Annotated in this window: 13 protein-coding genes and 5 pseudogenes; 14 read left to right on the top strand and 4 right to left on the bottom strand. The window is 58.6% G+C overall.

The window, feature by feature from the left end:
• Window positions 1-66: 66 nt before the first annotated feature.
• A pseudogene (locus QA648_RS34895) lies at window positions 67-375 on the bottom strand (IS6 family transposase); the annotation flags it as partial.
• A gap of 1,053 nt (window positions 376-1,428) precedes the next feature.
• Here QA648_RS34895 and QA648_RS34890 point away from each other — a divergent pair.
• Window positions 1,429-2,187, top strand: a pseudogene (locus tag QA648_RS34890) (transposase); the annotation flags it as partial.
• 307 nt (window positions 2,188-2,494) lie between these two features.
• On the opposite strand, the gene QA648_RS34885 reads toward QA648_RS34890, so the two are convergent.
• Window positions 2,495-3,622, bottom strand: coding sequence for an IS110 family transposase (locus tag QA648_RS34885; RefSeq protein ID WP_283054917.1), 1,128 nt, complete (start codon window positions 3,620-3,622; stop codon window positions 2,495-2,497).
• A gap of 287 nt (window positions 3,623-3,909) precedes the next feature.
• Here QA648_RS34885 and grpE point away from each other — a divergent pair, with 287 nt between their 5' ends.
• The 11 genes and pseudogenes from grpE to QA648_RS34830 all read left to right on the top strand — a co-directional run bounded on the left by grpE (window position 3,910) and on the right by QA648_RS34830 (window position 14,156).
• Window positions 3,910-4,551, top strand: coding sequence for a nucleotide exchange factor GrpE (gene grpE / locus QA648_RS34880; protein ID WP_283052023.1), 642 nt, complete (start codon window positions 3,910-3,912; stop codon window positions 4,549-4,551).
• A 780-nt stretch (window positions 4,552-5,331) separates the two neighbouring features.
• On the top strand, window positions 5,332-6,663 hold the full coding sequence (locus QA648_RS34875; RefSeq protein ID WP_283052022.1) for a TadE/TadG family type IV pilus assembly protein: 1,332 nt from the start codon (window positions 5,332-5,334) through the stop codon (window positions 6,661-6,663).
• Window positions 6,664-7,377: 714 nt separating this feature from the next.
• Window positions 7,378-8,040, top strand: a pseudogene (locus QA648_RS34870) (transposase); the annotation flags it as partial.
• 110 nt (window positions 8,041-8,150) lie between these two features.
• Window positions 8,151-8,339 carry a hypothetical protein gene (locus QA648_RS34865; protein WP_283054916.1) on the top strand — a complete coding sequence of 63 codons (189 nt, stop codon included), beginning with the start codon at window positions 8,151-8,153 and terminating at the stop codon, window positions 8,337-8,339.
• Window positions 8,254-9,096 (top strand): transposase DNA-binding-containing protein, encoded by an 843-nt coding sequence (locus QA648_RS34860; protein ID WP_283054915.1) that lies wholly within the window; start codon window positions 8,254-8,256, stop codon window positions 9,094-9,096. The genes QA648_RS34865 and QA648_RS34860 overlap by 86 nt, the downstream gene beginning before the upstream one ends.
• Before the next feature lie 35 nt (window positions 9,097-9,131).
• Complete coding sequence (locus QA648_RS34855) at window positions 9,132-9,503, top strand: transposase (protein WP_283054914.1); 372 nt, start codon at window positions 9,132-9,134, stop codon at window positions 9,501-9,503.
• Between the two features lie 11 nt (window positions 9,504-9,514).
• Entirely contained in the window at window positions 9,515-9,853 is a 339-nt protein-coding gene (tnpB, locus tag QA648_RS34850; RefSeq protein ID WP_283054936.1) for an IS66 family insertion sequence element accessory protein TnpB, read from the top strand.
• Window positions 9,854-9,898: 45 nt separating this feature from the next.
• Window positions 9,899-10,807 (top strand): annotated as a pseudogene (locus QA648_RS34845) (IS66 family transposase); the annotation flags it as partial.
• 139 nt (window positions 10,808-10,946) lie between these two features.
• Window positions 10,947-12,194: a site-specific integrase gene (locus tag QA648_RS34840; protein WP_283054913.1), complete on the top strand. Its 1,248-nt coding sequence runs from the start codon at window positions 10,947-10,949 to the stop codon at window positions 12,192-12,194.
• Window positions 12,191-13,153, top strand: coding sequence for a tyrosine-type recombinase/integrase (locus QA648_RS34835; protein WP_283054912.1), 963 nt, complete (start codon window positions 12,191-12,193; stop codon window positions 13,151-13,153). The genes QA648_RS34840 and QA648_RS34835 overlap by 4 nt, the downstream gene beginning before the upstream one ends.
• Complete coding sequence (locus tag QA648_RS34830; RefSeq protein WP_283054911.1) at window positions 13,146-14,156, top strand: tyrosine-type recombinase/integrase; 1,011 nt, start codon at window positions 13,146-13,148, stop codon at window positions 14,154-14,156. Before QA648_RS34835 ends, QA648_RS34830 begins: the two co-directional genes overlap by 8 nt.
• Before the next feature lie 95 nt (window positions 14,157-14,251).
• Here QA648_RS34830 and QA648_RS34825 read toward each other — a convergent pair.
• Both QA648_RS34825 and tnpB (QA648_RS34820) read right to left on the bottom strand, forming a co-directional pair.
• Window positions 14,252-15,052 (bottom strand): annotated as a pseudogene (locus QA648_RS34825) (IS66 family transposase); the annotation flags it as partial.
• 96 nt (window positions 15,053-15,148) lie between these two features.
• On the bottom strand, window positions 15,149-15,328 hold the full coding sequence (gene tnpB, locus QA648_RS34820) for an IS66 family insertion sequence element accessory protein TnpB (protein WP_283054935.1): 180 nt from the start codon (window positions 15,326-15,328) through the stop codon (window positions 15,149-15,151).
• 466 nt (window positions 15,329-15,794) lie between these two features.
• On the opposite strand from tnpB (QA648_RS34820), the gene QA648_RS34815 reads away from it, so the two are divergent.
• Window positions 15,795-16,550, top strand: coding sequence for a helix-turn-helix domain-containing protein (locus QA648_RS34815; protein ID WP_283054910.1), 756 nt, complete (start codon window positions 15,795-15,797; stop codon window positions 16,548-16,550).
• Entirely contained in the window at window positions 16,547-17,563 is a 1,017-nt protein-coding gene (locus QA648_RS34810) for a recombinase family protein (RefSeq protein WP_283053764.1), read from the top strand. The genes QA648_RS34815 and QA648_RS34810 overlap by 4 nt, the downstream gene beginning before the upstream one ends.
• The last annotated feature ends 63 nt before the right edge of the window (window positions 17,564-17,626 follow it).

Genomic DNA, 17,626 nt, shown 5'->3' with positions numbered 1-17,626 from the left:
GACTGGACTGCGTGAGCCCAGTGATAATTTGATGCGCTTTTCCTTGTCTCACCCTGGGGGTGCACTCCAGTCAATCGTGTTGTCGAATTTGTCGACGGCTCGGTAAAGGTACGTCCATCGTCCGCGAACCTTCACATAGGTTTCGTCGACGCGCCAACTCGTTGACTGCGGCCGGCGCCAGAGCCATCGCAGCCGCTTTTCAATCTCCGGCGCATATCTCTGGACCCAACGATAAATCGTAGAATGATCCACGGGCACGCCTCGCTCGCCCATCATTTGCTCAAGGTCGCGATAGCTGACGCCATAGCGGCAATACCAACGCACCGCCCACAAAATCACTTCTCCCTGAAAATGACGCCACTTGAAATCGCTTATCAAAACTCTCGCCAAAAATCTTCGGCGCTCTTTTGGGCATCCTCAGAATTTTTGCAACAGCGCCCTTTGTCGCGCCCACGCTGTGTATGCACCGCAATAGCTATGCCATCTTGCCACTGAGCACCAGCCGATTGCCGATTTGCTGTTTCGGCTGCGCGTGGCGCCTGAGACAATTGCTGACCTTAGAGGGAGCACACACGGTTGTTCGGCGGCAAGGGGGATTGCGGTCACGAGAGCAGGCTTGGGCCGCGGTTTGGTCGCTGCGCAAGGTGATCTCCGAGGCGCGCTGGCGGTGATCGCGTCGCGCCCTCCTCAGGAGGGCGGCGCGTAAAGGTCGAGAAAAGCCTAAGCGTCGGATCGCCATAGATGCGAACTGCTCTCTCGTGGATCGGCGCAAAATGGGCATTTTGCTAGCAGAAGCGACTCTGCCTCGGGAGCAAATAGCGGGTGAAATTCGCACTGTCATCTCGATCGAGGCTCACTTCGATGACTCCATTGACCAAAGCATCCCTCCTGCCAAATTCCACAATGGGGCAAACAATTGTCGCTGCAGTAAAGGGAGCAGCTATGGGACGATAGTCCGCAGTTATCGTTGATTTTATTTGAATTTATCATAATTTTCACAACTTGCCATACCGTTTGGCAAAGGAAGGCCGGAATCCCGATCGGCATGTCCAGCCTTCCGCGAACGTTGCCTTCCGCGTTTAGGTTGTCACGTTCGCTTTGCTCGGGCATATGCCCGGCTTGGGAAGCTATACCGCATGCTACCACATAGGGCTAACCAAGGTAAGCGGGTCGCCAAAGTCGATGACAGCGGCAGAAAAAAGAAAGCCGAACGCCCGTCGCAGATCGTCCGGCTTTCAGCGAACCGCTACAAAACCGCGGCAGCCGGCCGGTAGCATGTCGCTAGTTAGTGCCCGTCCATAAACAGCAAGCTTTTGGAATTATTGCGGAAATCGCGTTTTTTGTGCGGGCAAGGCTCGGCGGTTTTGGGTACACTTTAGCATCAAGCCACTGATTCTAAAGACAAACCCGCAGCCGCCGGAGCCGACAATGCGCCAAGAACGCACCGTCCAGGGCAGCATATTCGATCTTTTCGCCGAGCACGACATCGGTCATGAGCTGGAGGCGATGTCGCAGTGGCTGGATGGCCATCGCGATCTTTTGAAATTGGTGGCGTCCGATCTGCGCCGACAGGGGGTCACGCAGACTGGCCGGCAGGGTTTGCCGTCGGAGGCGGTGCTACGCTGTGCCCTCCTCAAACAGCACCGCCAGCTGAGCTACCAGGAACTGGCGTTTCATCTGGAAGATTCCGCCTCGTTTCGGGCCTTTGCCCGGCTGCCATGGGGGTGGAGCCCGAAAAAGTCGGTCTTGCACAAGACGATCAGCGCGATCCGGGCGGACACTTGGGAAGCGGTCAACAAATTGCTGCTGGCCAGCGCCCGACAAGAGAGGTTGGAAAGCGGCAAGGTCGTGCGTATGGACAGCACCGTCACGGCGGCGCTGATCCACGAACCAAGCGACAGCAGTCTTTTGTGGGACTGCTTGCGGGTGATGGTTCGTCTTCTGCAGCAGGCGGGTTCGCTTGGCAGCACCATCCATTGGCACGATCACTGCCGCTCGGCGAAGAAGCGGGCTCGGGCGATCGAGTATACCCGCGGTCGCCCCAAACGGGTTCAGCACTACCGCGCGCTGCTCAGGATCGCCCGGAACACCCTGGGTTATCTGCAGCAGGCGGCGGCACAGTTGCCGCTGACGGCGGGTCCAGCGAGTGAACTCTGGCAGGCCCAGGTTCGCCACTATCAGGGGCTCCGTGGGCATTTCTGCCGACATGGGTGTGAGGGAGCATAGAACGACCTCGCCGAGTTTACATCGACGGCGGTTGATTTCAACCTGACCGGTGTGCCGCGATCCGATCGGACGACGATTGATCACGCTCTCATCCGCGGGTTGGCTACCGCATTTCCCATTTTCGTCGCGGGTCTTCCTCGCTCTAAGGACGGGCATAAGCCGAAGCTTGCCCCAACGGGTACCGAGGATTGCCCATCATGCCTGGATTTCGCGGCACGCCGGTCAGGTTGGTATGTTCAAATCAGCCCCAGATCCTTGGGAATGCAGATCACCTGTGTTCTTCCGCAAGGGCGTGTGGCTGCACATGCCTGCTTACGTCCCAGACGAAGCCGGCCAGTTCGCGCGCGATAGCGGTGATCACCTTTGCCCGCAACTTACCTGCTGCGGTGAGACGGCGATATCGTTGGCACAGTCGGGTCTGGGCTTTCCACGCAATAGCTCTGATCTCCTCCGGAAGATCCTCCACCCGCGTCCTGTATCTTCGTTCTTCTCGCGCTGGTAGGCGATAGGACCAGGCGGCTTCGACCAGCATGGCCCGCGCTTCACCGTTGCCTGTCTTTGTGATCGCTCCGCGCCGCGTTCGTGTGCCGCTTGAGGCTTCCGAAGGCACCAGACCGAGCCAGCTCATCAGGTGCTTCGGCGTTCGAAAGCGGCCGAGATCGCCGATCTCGCTCACCAATGTGGCAGCGACAACGAGACCGACGCCGCGCAATGCCTGCAGCGCCTTCACAAGTGGCGCCAACGACCAGCCGCTCAGTGCTTCTTGAAGCATCCGGTCGATGCGGTCGCACCGAGATTGCGTCTCCTCGATACGTCGGATGCATTCACCGAAGACAAATTGCTGGTGTGGCGAGCCGAAGGCCTGTTCTCCAAGCCAGCCCCAATGCCGCCGGGTCCAGTTTGTCTTGCCTGTATACTTACGCCCGTGCCGCAACAGGAATCCGAGCAGCATTTGCCGGGCGGCGACAAGGTCGTCCTTCGCCTGACGCCGAGCCCTGACTAAATCACGCATCGCTTCATGGTCTTCGTCCAGGACCCAGATTGCCGTCAGCTCCCCAGCCCGCAATAGCCGCGCCAGCGTCACGGCATCCCGTCGATCATTCTTGATCCGGTCGCCCCGCTTTTTAGGCATCATCGACGGAGCGATGACGTCGCAGCATGCTCCCAACTCCCGAAGCTGCCGGTAAATTCCATATCCGCATCCACCGGCCTCATAGCAAAAGTACAGATCAGCCGCACACGACGCGGACAAGCGATCGAAAAGGCGCCGGATCGCTTCTGGCGTGTTCGGGATCGTTCCGTAAAAGCGTACTTCGCCATCTCGTGTTGCATCGGCGATCGCAACAGCGATCGTCTCTTTGTGAACGTCAAGCCCAACAAACTTCGTCTGCGTCATCGTCATTCTCCTGGTTAGTGGCACGGACAAATCCCATGCTACTCACGATCTCCCGAACCGGGAGGGAATGACGGTCATTGGGTCTAAGGGAAAGCGAAGTTGTTTGGATTGAAACGGTTAGCGCGGATCGGCATTCGAGGACAAGCAAAGCCGCGTGATACGGCAAAATTTGAATTAACTTGGAGCGATGGCCCGACATCCGCCGCGAGCTCTTACCCCTTGATTTTTGGCCCCCAAACCTCGATATCGGGTGCAAACCGAGACCAATTCGAATGACGGGAAACGCGATGAGCGACCAGGCAAAAGACGAACGCACGTCCGAAGATATGGTAGGCACCGGGGCTTCCGGCGAGCGTGCGGAAGTTGGCGGCGGCGGCAATCACGAAGCGCTTGAGCGGCTGCTGAAGGAAAACGAGGAACTGAAGGACCGCGCGCTGCGGGTCGCGGCCGAAATGGAAAATTTGCGGCGGCGCACCACGCGCGACGTGCATGATGCGCGCACTTACGCGGTGGCCAATTTCGCACTCGACATGCTGTCGGTGTCGGACAATCTGCGCCGCGCGCTCGATGCCATTCTGGCCGAGGCCAAGGCCTGCGGTGATGCCGGCTTCAAGGCGCTGATCGAGGGCGTCGATCTCACCGAGCGCGCCATGCTTTTGGCGCTGGGACGGCACGGCGTGAAGAAGCTTGTGCCGGAGGGTGAGAAGTTTGACCCGAACTTTCACCAGGCGATGTTCGAGGTGCCTAGCCCGGAGGTTCCGGCTGGCACCGTCGTCCAGGTGGTGCAGCCAGGTTATACCATCGGCGATCGGGTGCTGCGGCCGGCCATGGTCGGTGTCGCCAAGGGTGGGCCGGAGGCAGGCGCCGCGTCGAAGGTCGAGCCAGGCCCGGTGAACGAGCAGGCCGAGAAGGTGCTTGATAGTGAATAGGGAAGCTGGCTACCAACCGCACAGTTTCGTGGTATTCACGATGCGGTTGTGACGATCTAACGGCTTTGGATTGAACTATTACGCCCTCTGAATGGCGTCGGGTGAAAAGGGAGCGCAGGGCAGATGTCGGCTTGGAAAGACGTATGCCCCAAAACGGTTTGCGTCGCCTGCGCGAAGCTTGGTTTTCGGTCACTATCGTGCCTTCAAATGCTTGCAATTAACCCGCCGTCGATCCTGCCGATCATTGCGAGAAGAGCAACGATATCAGCTGGTGAAGGAAGACGGCGCGCGCAAGAGCATGGCCGCTTTCGCCCTCGTTGAGATGTAATGCGATTCTCGCCTGGTTCTGTTGCAAACTTCCTGGTTGCAGGTGGCATGGGATTGATTCAGGGTTTCGCGCGACAACATCTCACCTGATCAAAGTGAGGAATATTCTCTGCGCTTACGAAACGAGAGCGGGGTTTGCAACGCTCCTCTTCGGCTTTTCCGCAGTGCGAACTCTCCTTGTTCCGCCTCACGCGAAATACTCCACTATCGCTGTCCATCGAGACTATCGCATTCGCTGACGCCTGATCACGGCTTCAGCCTGACGTTGAAGAAATACGAGGGCGACGGTGGAGTAGCGATATCCAAATTCCGCGAACAATGTAAGATATACGCATGGAAGAGAGAATCGAGACGGCATTTTTCTCTAGGATCTAGAAGAAGTGCACAAAGGGTTAACCTTCTTCGATACGTTATCGTCATCACTATTTTTATGCAATTAAGTGATGGTGGTTTTTGAGCTCGGATTTTTCATATTCACTTAGTCGGCTCTTTAAACTCCTTCGCCATCTGCGAAACGATAGAGGCGGCAACGTCGCCATCGTCACTGCCCTCGCCATGGTGCCCATGCTCCTCGCTGTCGGAGCGAGTTTCGACTATATCCGGGCCTACAATGTCAGGCAGAGCATGCAGAGCAATCTTGACGCGGCCTTGATCGCCGCCGTCAAACAGATCGACACCGAAGACACCGACGCTCTCAAGGAAAAGGTTTCTGACTGGTTCCATGCGCAGGTGGAAAGCAGCTATACGCTTGGCGACATCGAAATCGATACGAGCAACCATCGCATAACGGCGACGGCAAGCGGCACCGTTCCGACGACCTTGATGCAGCTCGCGAATATCACTACCGTTCCCGTCAGCGTAGCAAGTGCCGTCAAAGGGCCGGCCACGTCCTATCTCAACGTGTACGTCGTCATCGACAAATCCCCTTCGATGCTTCTGGCGGCAACGACTGCAGGTCAGCAGACCATGTATTCTGGCATCAGATGCCAGTTCGCCTGCCACACGGGCGACGAACACACAGTCAGCGGCACGTATTATGCCAACAACTACGCCTATAGTATCGCAAAGAAAATAAAGCTGCGCGCCGACGTCGCCGTGGACGCCGTCGGTGAAGTGCTCGATATGATCGACGAATCCGACAGCAATCATACACGTATCAAAGTCGGACTATATAGCTTGGGGGACACAACCACGGAAGTTCTGGCTCCGACCCTGGATACCACGACTGCGCGCAAACGCCTGTCCGATGACAGTTACGGCCTCACAAGCGCGACGTCGACGACTTATACTTATTTTGACGTCGCCTTGACGGCGCTGAAGAAGTTGGTCGGTACCGGTGGGGACGGCACCTCCTTGGCCAAACCGCTCAAACTGGTTCTCCTGCTGACGGATGGCGTGCAATCACAGCGCGGATGGGTGGTTAAGGGCTCAAGCACGTTGAAAAAGGTGGCGCCGCTAAATCCGGACTGGTGCGGCTACGTCAAAAACCAGTCCGCGACCATGGCGGTTCTTTACACCGAATATCTGCCGATCACCACGGACTGGGGTTACAATGCCACCGTCGGCGCGACCATGGCGAGCGCCAATTGGAAGAGCAACTGGGGCGGCACCATGGATAGCGGCGTATCGACCAGCATCACGAGACGCGACTACATCCCCTATGCGCTTGCCGACTGCGCATCCTCCAAGAGCCTGTTCATTTCTGCCTCGTCGTCAGCAGACATCACGACAGGTTTGTCAGCGCTCTTTACGCAATATCTCTCATCCGTTCGGCTGACCCAATGAAGCAAGCGAAAAACCGTTTGCACTCCTGCGCCGCTTCCTCGCCGATCGCCACGGCGTCGCCGCGATCGAATTCGCGATCTTCTACCTGGCAGGTGACACAAAACGTTCGCAGACAAGCTCTCATTGTGCCAAGCCCACCGCATCGTCGACGACGAGCTTGCCAGTACGCTAAGGTCAAATAATAAGGTACGCAATCGTTTTGCGCACCGGCTGATGTTTGACGTTTCCAGGCGATGTCAAAAATCACTCTTCTCTCAGAATTCTCGCCGAATCGCCAAGTAACGGACGTTTCTGGTGACGGACTCACGAACCTCCGCTTCACCGTGTCCTCATCTGACCACGATTTCGGTTTCCGCCGCGTTCGCACCGGCTCCGCCGTCAGAATTTCGAACGTACGACCCTGATTCATATCTTCACTCATAGGATTCCCAGCATGATTCACGCTGAAAATGAACGATTTCCCATCCTGGCGCTACGTGGGATGGCCTACGCGCTTACCGTCCTCCTGTGATGAGGATCGGCTCGGCCTATCCGAGCAACCCTCGGAAGACCAGTGTAGGGCGAGCCACCTCTACCAAGAAGGACATACATGGTGTAATCGCGGGCACGAGGCCCTCAGGATCCGATCATGATCTTGGAAGGTGGCTGCTCCCCGATATGATGAGATACGGGCTCTCGACTGGACGCCGGGCCCAGCATCAATGGAGAACAGCCATGGCAGAGTATATCGGTCTCGACGTATCAATGAAAGAGACAGCAATTTCGATCCGTCGCGCGGGCAAGCGGATCTGGCGCGGGAAGTGCGCCTCTGATCCCGCCGCCATAGCCGAACTTGTCCGCATGCGAGCGCCAAATATAGAGCGCGTGGTGTTTGAAACGGGCCCTCTTTCGGTATGGTTCTATCATGCGTTGCGCGCCGAGGGATTGCCTGCCATTTGCGTCGACGCTCGTCACGCCAAAGCGGCGCTCGATATGGCCGCCAACAAAACCGATGCCAACGACGCCGACGGGCTCGCGCATCTGGCGGAGGTCGGTTTTTTCCGCGAAGTCCGAGTAAAGTCCTTCGACAGCATGCTTTCTCGGACATTGGTCGCGGCTCGCACGAAACTCATGCGAACAACACTGGATCTGGCGAACCAGATTCGAGGGTTGATGAAAACGTTCGGCCTTGTCGTTCCATGCAGTATGGGTGGCAAGTTTGAGGTGCATGTTCGCTCCCTCCTGGCCGACAACGCCGGCCTTTCGAGGATAACCCTGCCCTTACTCGAAGCGTGGCGTAGTCTGCGCCTCCAGGCGGCTAGGTTAGGGAAGCAGCTCCTCGCCGAAGCACGTAGAAACCAGCAATGTCAGTTGCTGATGTCGATCCCCGGCATTGGCGGTACCCATATGGCGAAGCTTCCGATTACCCACATCTGCTGCAGGCGAGGTTGCATCCGCTGAATCGTCCGTAATTCTGTCTGTGACGCCGAATCACGGAGGCGTCGCAGATGAGCGGGGATACGGAAGCTGGCGGAGCGGGCTGGCTTGGCGATGAGATCATATCATCGGGTCTGCCAGACAAACGCCTGGCGCGCCGGATGCACCGGCTGCTTGACCAGATGGTCGGCGCCTGGTCACCCCATCCCGGCGGCGTGTGGCGACTGGGCCGCGACAAAAGCGGCGTACCGGTTCTTTGACAATCCTCGGGTTACAGAGCACGGAGTGTTGGCTGGCCATTTCGCTGCGACCGCCAAGCGCTGCACAGACAGTGAAGGTCCGATCCTTATCGTGCAGGACACCACCGAGTTCACTTACAGCCGTACGCGGCTGGGTAAGATCGGCTTCACCCGAACCGTCAACGCCGGGGGGTATAAGGCGGGTCGATCCTACGCGGTGACCTTGTCCGGAATGTTGATGCATTCGAGCCTGGCGTTAACCCTGGAAGGCACGCCGCTTGGGCTGACGGCCGCGAAATTCTGGACACGTACGAAGTACAAGGGAACCTGGACGCTCAAGCGCCATGTCAATCCCACGCGCGTTCCGATCGAGACGAAGGAAAGCTATCGTTGGCTGGAGAACCTGCGCCAATCAATGGCGCTGATCGGAACACCGGAACGCTGTGTGCATGTGGCCGACCGCGAGAGCGATATCTACGAACTGTTCTGCCTCGCGCAGGATCTCGGCACGCGCTTTCTGGTGCGGGTGCAGACCAACCGGTTGGCGACCGAGCCGACCAGCTGCGAGCCGAAACCGGGATCGCATCGGGTCTTCGCCCAGCTCTCGGCAGAGCCTTGGGTAGGATGCCATTGTGTCAAGATCGGCCAGAACGAAACTGCGCGCCTGCACGTGAATTTTGCCACTATCGAAACCCTACCGCCCAAAGGCAAGAGGAAGCGCTACGCCGTACGCGTCCGAGGTGGGCCGCCTTGTAGAAATTGTCGGATTTGGCACTGACTGTCCTTATTGACGTCAATAAGGACAGTGCGGCTATGGATCGAGTTGAGATTGTCGATACGGGTCGACGTCGTCGTTTTAGCAAAGAGATGAAGCTCCGGATTGTCGCGGAGAGCTATTCGGAACCTGGCTTGTGCGCGACGACGGCGCGGCGACATGGAATATCGCGTTCGCAGTTATATGAATGGCGGCGGCTCGCACGAGCGTGGCAACTGGATATTGCCTCGCCTGTCGGTGGCTTTGTCCCGGCGCTGCTTGTTCCAGAGGCAGAGCCAGCCGCAGGGTTATTGCCGAACGCCTGCCGGATGGAGGTTGTCAGCGCGAATGGTCGCCGTGTGATTGTGGACCGCGATGTCGACGTTGAAGCGCTGCTTCGGATCCTGCGCGGACTGGAGGCGCTGCGGTGAATCCGTTTCCGATGGGAACAGGGATCAAGGTCTGGCTTTCGACAGGCTATACGGACATGCGCTGTGGCTTTCCCTCCCTGGCGCTTCGGGTGCAGGAGGTTCTGAAGCATGATCCCTTGTCGGGGCATCTCTTCGTCTTCCGGGGTCGCAGATCGGATATTTTGAAGATCATCTGGCATGATGGTCTGGGCGCCTGTCTTTTTACCCGGCGGCTGGAGAAGGGCCGGTTTATCTGGCCGAATATGGAGGGCGGCGCGGTAGCGATCTCACCGGCGCAATTGTCTTATTTGCTGTCCGGGATCGACTGGCGCAATCCGCAGGAAACCTGGCGTCCGACACGGATCGGATAGCATTATTGCATTGAAAATATTGAGTGAATCTGATCGAATGGCTTCATGAACTCGAAGCCTGTGGATCTTCCTGCGGACCTTGCGAGCGCCTATTTGGCGCTGCTTGCCGAGCGTGAGATGCTGCAGACTGAACGCGATGTTGTTGTCGCCGAGCGCGATACCGTCGTCGCCGAGCGGGACATTGCGGTGGCGCAAGCCGCCAATGCGCAGGCCATGCTGTCGGACCGCGACGCCCTGATTGCCAGCCTGGAATTGAGGATCGACAAACTCAACCGCGAACTGCGGGGTCAGCGTTCCGAGCGCACGGCGCGCCTGCTCGACCAGTTGGAATTGCAGCTCGAAGAACTGGTGATGGCGGCAACGCAGGATGAAGCCGCAGCGCAGGCGGCTGCCGCCAAGACCGCGAGCGTGCGTTCGTTCACGCGCAAACGGCCGGTCCGAAAGCCGTGGCCGGAGGATATCGAGCGTGAGCGCGTGGTGATCGATCCGCCGACCGTCTGCGCATGCTGCGGCGGGTCGCGCCTGTCGAAACTGGGCGAGGACGTCACTGAGACGCTGGAGGAGATTCCGCGCCGGTTCAAAGTGATCGAGACGGTGCGTGAGAAATTTACCTGCCGTGACTGCGAGACAATCAGCCAGCCGCCGGCACCGTTCCATGCCACGCCGCGCGGCTTCATCGGTCCCCATCTGCTGGCGACGATCCTCTTCGATAAGTTCGGCATGCATAGTCCGCTCAACCGCCAGAGCACCCGGTTCAAATGCGAAGGCATCGAGCTTTCCACCTCGACGCTGGCTGACCAGGTCGGGTATGGAACGGCCGCTCTCATGCCGATCTTTGATCTGATCGAGGACCATGTCTTCGCAGCCGAGCGTCTTTTTGGCGATGACACCACCATTCCCATTCAGGCCAAGGAGAAATGCACGACCGGGCGCATATGGACTTACGTATGCGATTATGTGCACCTCGTGATTATGCGCAGATTGCTGAGGCAGGAGGCTTTAACCGTCGGATTCTCGGACGACTTCCGGCTGGCGAACTGCGCATAATTCTTGTGTCTCCTATCGAGCGTAGTCAGCTCAATAGGAGATCAGTATGCAAAAGATGATCGTCATACAGCCACAGCCGCGCGCTTGGCTGGAAGGAAGTATTCTTCAGCCTTACGTTTCGCAATGCGGGGAGCATTTGCAACGAAGGCGATATGCTCCGGGTACCCAGCGCGCCTACATGTGCTGCATCGCGCACTTCGCCCATTGGCTGACACAGGAGGGGTACCGCCTGGAAGCGATCGGTCAAGTCGCCGTCATTCGCTTTCTCTCGGAACACTTGCCGGCATGCGTCTGCCCCGATCCGGTCCGCCGTATTCGTCATGACCTGCAGGCGGCACTTGGCCACCTTCTCGAGGTACTCAAAGCCGGCGGCGTGGTGCCGCAGTATCCGGCTCGGAACTCCGCTATCGAACAGGAGTTGACGCGTTTCGATATCCACATGCGCGACGTCTGGGGTTTGGCAGACAGGACCCGTCGGCGGCGCTGCAAAGTGGTTGAGGAGTTTCTTGTCGAACATGTCGGCGAGCAGCCCATTTCGATGGCGACAGTCAAAGCCACGACCGTCCGTCACTTCATCCTCGGCGAGAAGGGGCGAGGCTCCGCAGCCATCGCCGCGATCGGCGCCACCATTGCCTGCTATCTCCGCTTTCGCAGTATATCCGGCGATCGGGTGAGCGGACTGAAGGCCGCAATTCCCCGAGTCGCGCGCTGGCGGTTGGCGTCATTACCAGAGGTTCTGACCGACGCCGAGATCGACCAACTGCTGAGTTCGTTTGATCAGTCGTTTCCGTCGCGCCTGCGAGCTTATGCGATGGTGCGGTGCCTAATCGATCTCGGCCTGCGATCCGGCGAAGTCGTCAAGTTGCAACTTAACGACATCAACTGGTCCAACGGTACAATCAACCTTGTCGGCACCAAGAGTCGACGGGCTGATACTCTGCCCCTGCCAGTCTCAACAGGAGCGGCGATTGCGGCCTATCTGCGTGAGGAGCGTCCTACGACGTCGAACCGAGCCGTATTTGTTCGTCACGTCGCACCCTACGACAAACCGATCACAACCAAGAGCGTCGTACGCGCAGTATTGGCCGGCTACCGAAGATGTGGATGGACGCGAACCGGGGTCCACATTCTCCGCCACAGCGCTGCCAGCCGACTTCTACGCGCCGGCGCGCCGATGAAGGAGATTGCGGACATCTTGCGGCATCGAAGCCTCGACACGTCTGCCATCTATGCAAAGGTTGATCTGAACAATCTATCTGCTGTGGCTCTGCCTTGGCCGGGGAGCGCACAATGATCAAGGCACGCACGATGCTCTCGTTCGCCGAGGACTATTTGTCCGAGCGCCGCGCCCTTGGTTTTAAGCTCAGGATGGAGGGCCATTACATCACCGCCTTCGCCCTGTTCGCAGACCAACACGGTCATCGCGGCCCACTCACCAACGGTGTCGTTCTGAACTGGGTGCAAGGTCAGGCCAAACAAGCTACCCCGCTCTCCTGGGCCCGGCGCCTCGAGGTCCTCCGCCCGTTCGCGAGGTATCTGACGCGGGTTGATCCCGACACGGAGTTCCCTGAGACCGCGATCTTTGGTCGTGCACATCGACGCCTCACGCCGCATATCTATTCAGAGCAGGAGATATGCGATCTCGTGGCTGCCGCTTCGCGGCTGACTCCTAAGGGCGGATTGCGTCCAGCGACATACGCAACGATCTTCGGACTGATCGCGGCTACGGGGCTACGACGCTCGGAAGCGCTCCAGCTGCGCTACGGCGATATCAATCTCGACAGCGCGGTCCTTACGATTCGTAATACGAAGTTCCGTAAGTCCAGGCATGTGCCTATGCATGCCACCGTCGTAGCCGCGTTGCGGCGCTATCTGGAGGTTCGTGCGCGTCATGGCGCTCTCTCCAAGGATTCGCCGCTGTTCCTCTCCTCAGAGGGCGGATTCATCGCGGAGCGGAGGATCAATAAGATTTTCCAGAAGCTTCGTACCAAACTCGGTTGGGCCCCGCGGGGCGGCCATCGTGAAGTGCGCATCCATGACCTGCGCCACACCTTTATTTGCCGCCGCGTTCAGCTTTGGCACGAACATGGCGCCGATATCGACAATAGGATGGCAGCGCTCTCGACCTACGTCGGCCACGCCAAAATCTCCGATACCTATTGGTATCTGACCGCCGTCCCAGAACTTATGGCGGTCTCTGGCAGGCGTTTCGAGCTTTTCGCAGCAAATGTCGGAGGAGACTATCGTGTCTGATCTCAACCCGACACCGTCCTTCCCCATCCTGCTTCAACGCTTCTTTGTCGAACATCTGGGCAACCAGCGAGCTGTCAGCCCTCGCACCATCGCAGCCTACCGGGACACTTTTCGATTGTTGCTTGGCTTCGCCGAAGCGAAGATTGGCAAGGCGCCCACCCGGCTGATCTTGACCGATCTTGATGCTCAATTGATCCTGGACTTCCTCGACCATCTGGAGAAGGAACGGAGCAACGGTGTGCGCACGCGCAATGCCCGCTTGGCGGCACTTCGCTCCTTCTTGAAGTATGCCGCCCATTACGACCTGACTGCGCTCATCGTCATCCAACAGGCACTGGCCATTCCGATGAAACGGTTCGACCGGCCGGTCCTGGGATTTCTCTCGCGCGAGGAGATGCAGGCGATTCTTGACGCGCCGGATGCGCGGACCTGGGCAGGTGAACGGGACCGCACGCTGTTCAGCCTGATGTACAACACTGGCGCCCGTGTGTCCGAAGCCATCGGCCTGCGCGTCGGCGAGGTTATCGTCGATGGCGCGGCGGTTGCACACTTGCATGGTAAGGGACGTAAAGACCGTAGCGTGCCGCTTTGGCGTACGACAGTCAGCTTGATCCGCAACTGGAAACGTCGGCTGGCTTTCACAAGCGAGGAGGACTTCCTGTTTCCGAACCGAAGCGGAGGGCGCATGGCGCGTTCAAACGTCACCCAGCGTTTTGAACTTGCGGTATCGGCTGCGGCGGAACGTTACCCGCAACTCGCGAGCCGCTCGATTTCGCCTCACACCATCCGCCACACCACGGCGATGCATCTCCTGCAGTCCGGCGTCGATATCAGCGTCATCGCGCTGTGGCTCGGTCATGAGAGTTCCGCGACGACGCATATGTACCTTCAAGCAGATCTCGCGATGAAGGAACGTACACTCAACCGACTGCAGCCCATGACGTCCAGTCAAGGTCGATATCGTCCGCCGGACCAGCTCATGCAGTTCCTGATGAGTCTCTGAAATTATGCGCAGTTCGCCAGCCGGAAGTCGTCCGAGAATCCGACGGTTAAAGCCTCCTGCCTCAGCAATCTGCGCATAATCACGAGGTGCACATAATCTCTGACGTAGGTCCATATGCGGCCAGTATCGGTCTTGCCTTTCGCCAGGATAGGCACGGTGGTGTCATCACCATGCAGCCGATCGGCGGCAAGGACATGCGCCTCGATCAGCGCATGCACTGGTTTTAGCGACGCGGCGCAGGCCCCGACCTGGTCGGCCAGCGTCGAGAGGCTGAGGTCGATGCCCTCGCGGGCATAACGTTCGCTCTGTCGGTTCAGCGGCTGGTGTTGACCGAACTTCTCGAACAGGATCATTGCCAAGAGGTTCGGTCCGGCAAAGCCACGCGGTGTCACATGGAAGGGTGCAGGCGGCTGGGTGATCTTCTCGCATTCCCGGCACGAGAACTTCTCGCGCACAGTCTGAATCACCTTCCACTGACGCGGGATCACTTCCAGCGTCTCGGTGATGTCTTCGCCTAACTTCGCCAGCTTGGCCGAGCCGCAGCATGGGCAATTGGTGGGCGGGGTAATGACGACACGCTCGCGCGGCAGGTGTTCGGGGAACGGCTTCTTTGATGGACGCTTGCGCTCAAAGGCTCTGACCGAAGATGAACGTGCTGCTATCTCGGCTGCCAGTTCATCCTGGCTAGCGTCGGCTTCCAACTCCTCGAGCTGCAATTCCATCTGTTCGAGCAGTCGCGCCTTGCGCTCCGATCGGCTGCCGTGGATGTCGCGCTTCAGCTTCTCGATCTCTAGCCGGAGACGGGCGATCAGCGCATCAGAATGGGAGTTCACCGCCTGGGCGCGGGCGGCAACCGCTTCAGCATCACGACGTGCTGCACGCTCGGCGAGGATCATCGCGTGGGCGCTGGCAAGGTCGTCGGGAAGCTGATCAACCGGCTCGGTCATGGCAAGATGGAATCATATTCGCTCCTGCCTTTCCAGCAATTTCCGCTATCCCGCCGAACTCGGACGCCAGGTTTTTTGCGGCAGGCGCCAGTCGATACCTTCGAGCAAATATCCGAGCTGTGCGGGAGTAATCACCACCGTGCCATCGGCTGCCGACGGCCATAAGAACCGTCCCCGCTCAAGCTTTTTGTACCTCACAACAGAATGCAGCCACTGCCAACGCAGATACGCAGTTAGTGCGGGTGACGCATCCGTTTCATCCTTTATTCCCACGGCAGTTGCCGTGCGTCGGCAAGCGCTACAACCGGCATGGTGAACGCCTTTTGCTGCAGACCGAGGACACCACTGTTTGGTCGGTTCCTCCGCAATGGACTGATCTTGTGAGCTTGGATCCTGAGGTCGTCATGAGCAACGGGCGATCGCTCTTGCGGGTAGTCGACTTAATGGAGTTGGCCACTCTGGTGAAGCGCCTTTCGAGCAAATCGGGGCCGGGCTGACGTGCGGAAGTGTAAGGATAAATATGCCGCATTTGTAAAGTGGATTATGCCGCAAGAGGTCGCTTTTATGAGAGGTTACGCCTGCAAATACAAGATATCTCGTCAAATAGACCATAAGCATCGTCTTGACGAGGCAGCAAAATGCGTCATAATTAGCATTACGCTAACACCGCTTCATGTCCTCGGAGCCATCGATGTCTGCGAAGTACGACAGCAAGCGCACAAAGACGGATGGCCTCATCGAAGAGGGCACGTTCAATCCCACCCCCGAGAAGGTGCGCGATCCAAAGTTTCGGGGCAGCGAGTTCTTCGATCCGCACGACGCCGTGCAGGTCAAATACGAGATGCTGCGTCGCGTCTCCATCGACAAGGTGTCGGTGACGGAGGCCTCCGACGAGTACGGTGTTTCCAGGCCAACCTACTACCAGGCCAAGGTGAACTTCGATATGGCCGGCATTGCCGGACTGGTGCCGACGAAGCCGGGGCCCCGCGGTCCCCACAAGATCGACGACAAAGTCCTGGCATTTCTGCAGGCGCAGCTCGCCCCAGGAGAACCCGTTCGCGCCCGGGAACTGGCCAAGCTGCTCCGCCAGGAACTCGATATCGAGCTTCATCCCAGATCGATCGAGCGGGTTCTAAAAAAGCGGCACGTAAACATTGCCGCGACGGCGGCATGCCCGATCCAACCGTCGACCATCGCGTCCCAGTACGAGGTATTGCGCAAGGCAGCCCTCGGCGCAGCGCTGCCGCTTATGGCCCGTAGCGGCCTGATGCTCTTTCTGCGCCGGGGGATGTGGGGATGGGTTCAGGCGCTGACCGCAGCAGCAAGCACTCCGCGAGAGCAGAATTACCCATCGTCATTTGCTTGTCCGCTGCACGGCGGACACAGCGCCGTCGTTCACGTCCTTGCGACAATCGCCATGAGCACCAACGATCGGAGGTCACCATGAATGTACATCTCAAAGTCCAGCCTCATCACCTCGAACGCGGCGCCTACCTCTACATCCGCCAGTCTTCCATGCGGCAAGTCGTTGAGAACGTTGAGAGCGCCAGGCGGCAATATGCGCTTCGGGGACGCGCTGTCGCCCTCGGCTGGCGCGACGAGCAGATTATCGTCATCGACAACGATCAAGGAGAGTCCGGTGCATCGGCGGCGTGGCGCGAGGGGTTTCAGCGGCTGGTCAGCGATGTCGGCATGGGGCATGCCGGGATCGTCATGGGCCTGGAGGTCTCCCGTCTGGCGCGCAACAATGCCGACTGGCAGCGTCTGCTGGAGATCTGTGCCCTTGCCGACACCCTGATCCTCGACGAGGACGGCGTCTATGATCCGGCAAGTTTCAACGACCGGCTCCTGCTCGGCCTGAAGGGAACAATGAGTGAGGCCGAGCTGCATGTGATCAAAGCCCGGCTGCGCGGCGGCATTCTCAATAAGGTGCGGCGCGGCGAGTTTCGTTGCCTCCTACCGACCGGGCTGGTCTATGACCATTTCGGCAATGTGACTCTTGATCCAGACATGCAAGTCAGAGAAACGATCATTCATTTCTTTGAGATGTTCTCTCGCCTCGGGTCCGCCTCCCAGACCGTCAAGGTCTTTCGCAATGAAGGCCTATTGTTTCCATCGCGCCTACACAACGGCGGCACGCTATTTCGGCCGCTGACCGCATCGACGGCGATGCGTGTCCTGAACAATCCGCGCTACGCTGGCGCCTATACCTATGGCCGACGACAGTTTCGACGCACCATCGACGGCAAAAAGACTCTGCGTGCGCGCGACATTGATGACTGGCCGGCCTGCATTCCCGATGCTCATCCCGGCTATATCAGCTGGGAGCGACATCAGGAGAATCTGAAGATCCTCAAGGCGAATGGCCGTGGATTTGAAGCGGCACGAGCTTCAATCCCAAGGGAGGGACCGGCACTGCTGCAAGGCCGGGCCGTGTGGGCAGTGCGGCAGCCATCTTAGGGTTCGCTATGCGGCGCGACGTGGCCGGCAGGAAGCCTGGTACATTTGTAATCGTGCCCGCAT

The organism is Rhizobium sp. CB3171, from assembly GCF_029714265.1.
GTDB lineage: Bacteria > Pseudomonadota > Alphaproteobacteria > Rhizobiales > Rhizobiaceae > Rhizobium.
The sequence above is the reverse complement of the archived record's forward strand: the minus strand, read 5'-3'. Positions and strand labels throughout refer to the sequence as shown.

Coding starts and splice junctions, on each gene's coding strand:
- QA648_RS34885 (WP_283054917.1), bottom strand. CDS start 3,622: ATGACGCAGACGAAGTTTGTTGGGCTTGACGTTCACAAAGAGACGATC.
- grpE (WP_283052023.1), top strand. CDS start 3,910: ATGAGCGACCAGGCAAAAGACGAACGCACGTCCGAAGATATGGTAGGC.
- QA648_RS34865 (WP_283054916.1), top strand. CDS start 8,151: ATGAGCGGGGATACGGAAGCTGGCGGAGCGGGCTGGCTTGGCGATGAG.
- QA648_RS34855 (WP_283054914.1), top strand. CDS start 9,132: ATGGATCGAGTTGAGATTGTCGATACGGGTCGACGTCGTCGTTTTAGC.
- tnpB (WP_283054936.1), top strand. CDS start 9,515: ATGGGAACAGGGATCAAGGTCTGGCTTTCGACAGGCTATACGGACATG.
- QA648_RS34840 (WP_283054913.1), top strand. CDS start 10,947: ATGCAAAAGATGATCGTCATACAGCCACAGCCGCGCGCTTGGCTGGAA.
- QA648_RS34835 (WP_283054912.1), top strand. CDS start 12,191: ATGATCAAGGCACGCACGATGCTCTCGTTCGCCGAGGACTATTTGTCC.
- QA648_RS34815 (WP_283054910.1), top strand. CDS start 15,795: ATGTCTGCGAAGTACGACAGCAAGCGCACAAAGACGGATGGCCTCATC.
- QA648_RS34810 (WP_283053764.1), top strand. CDS start 16,547: ATGAATGTACATCTCAAAGTCCAGCCTCATCACCTCGAACGCGGCGCC.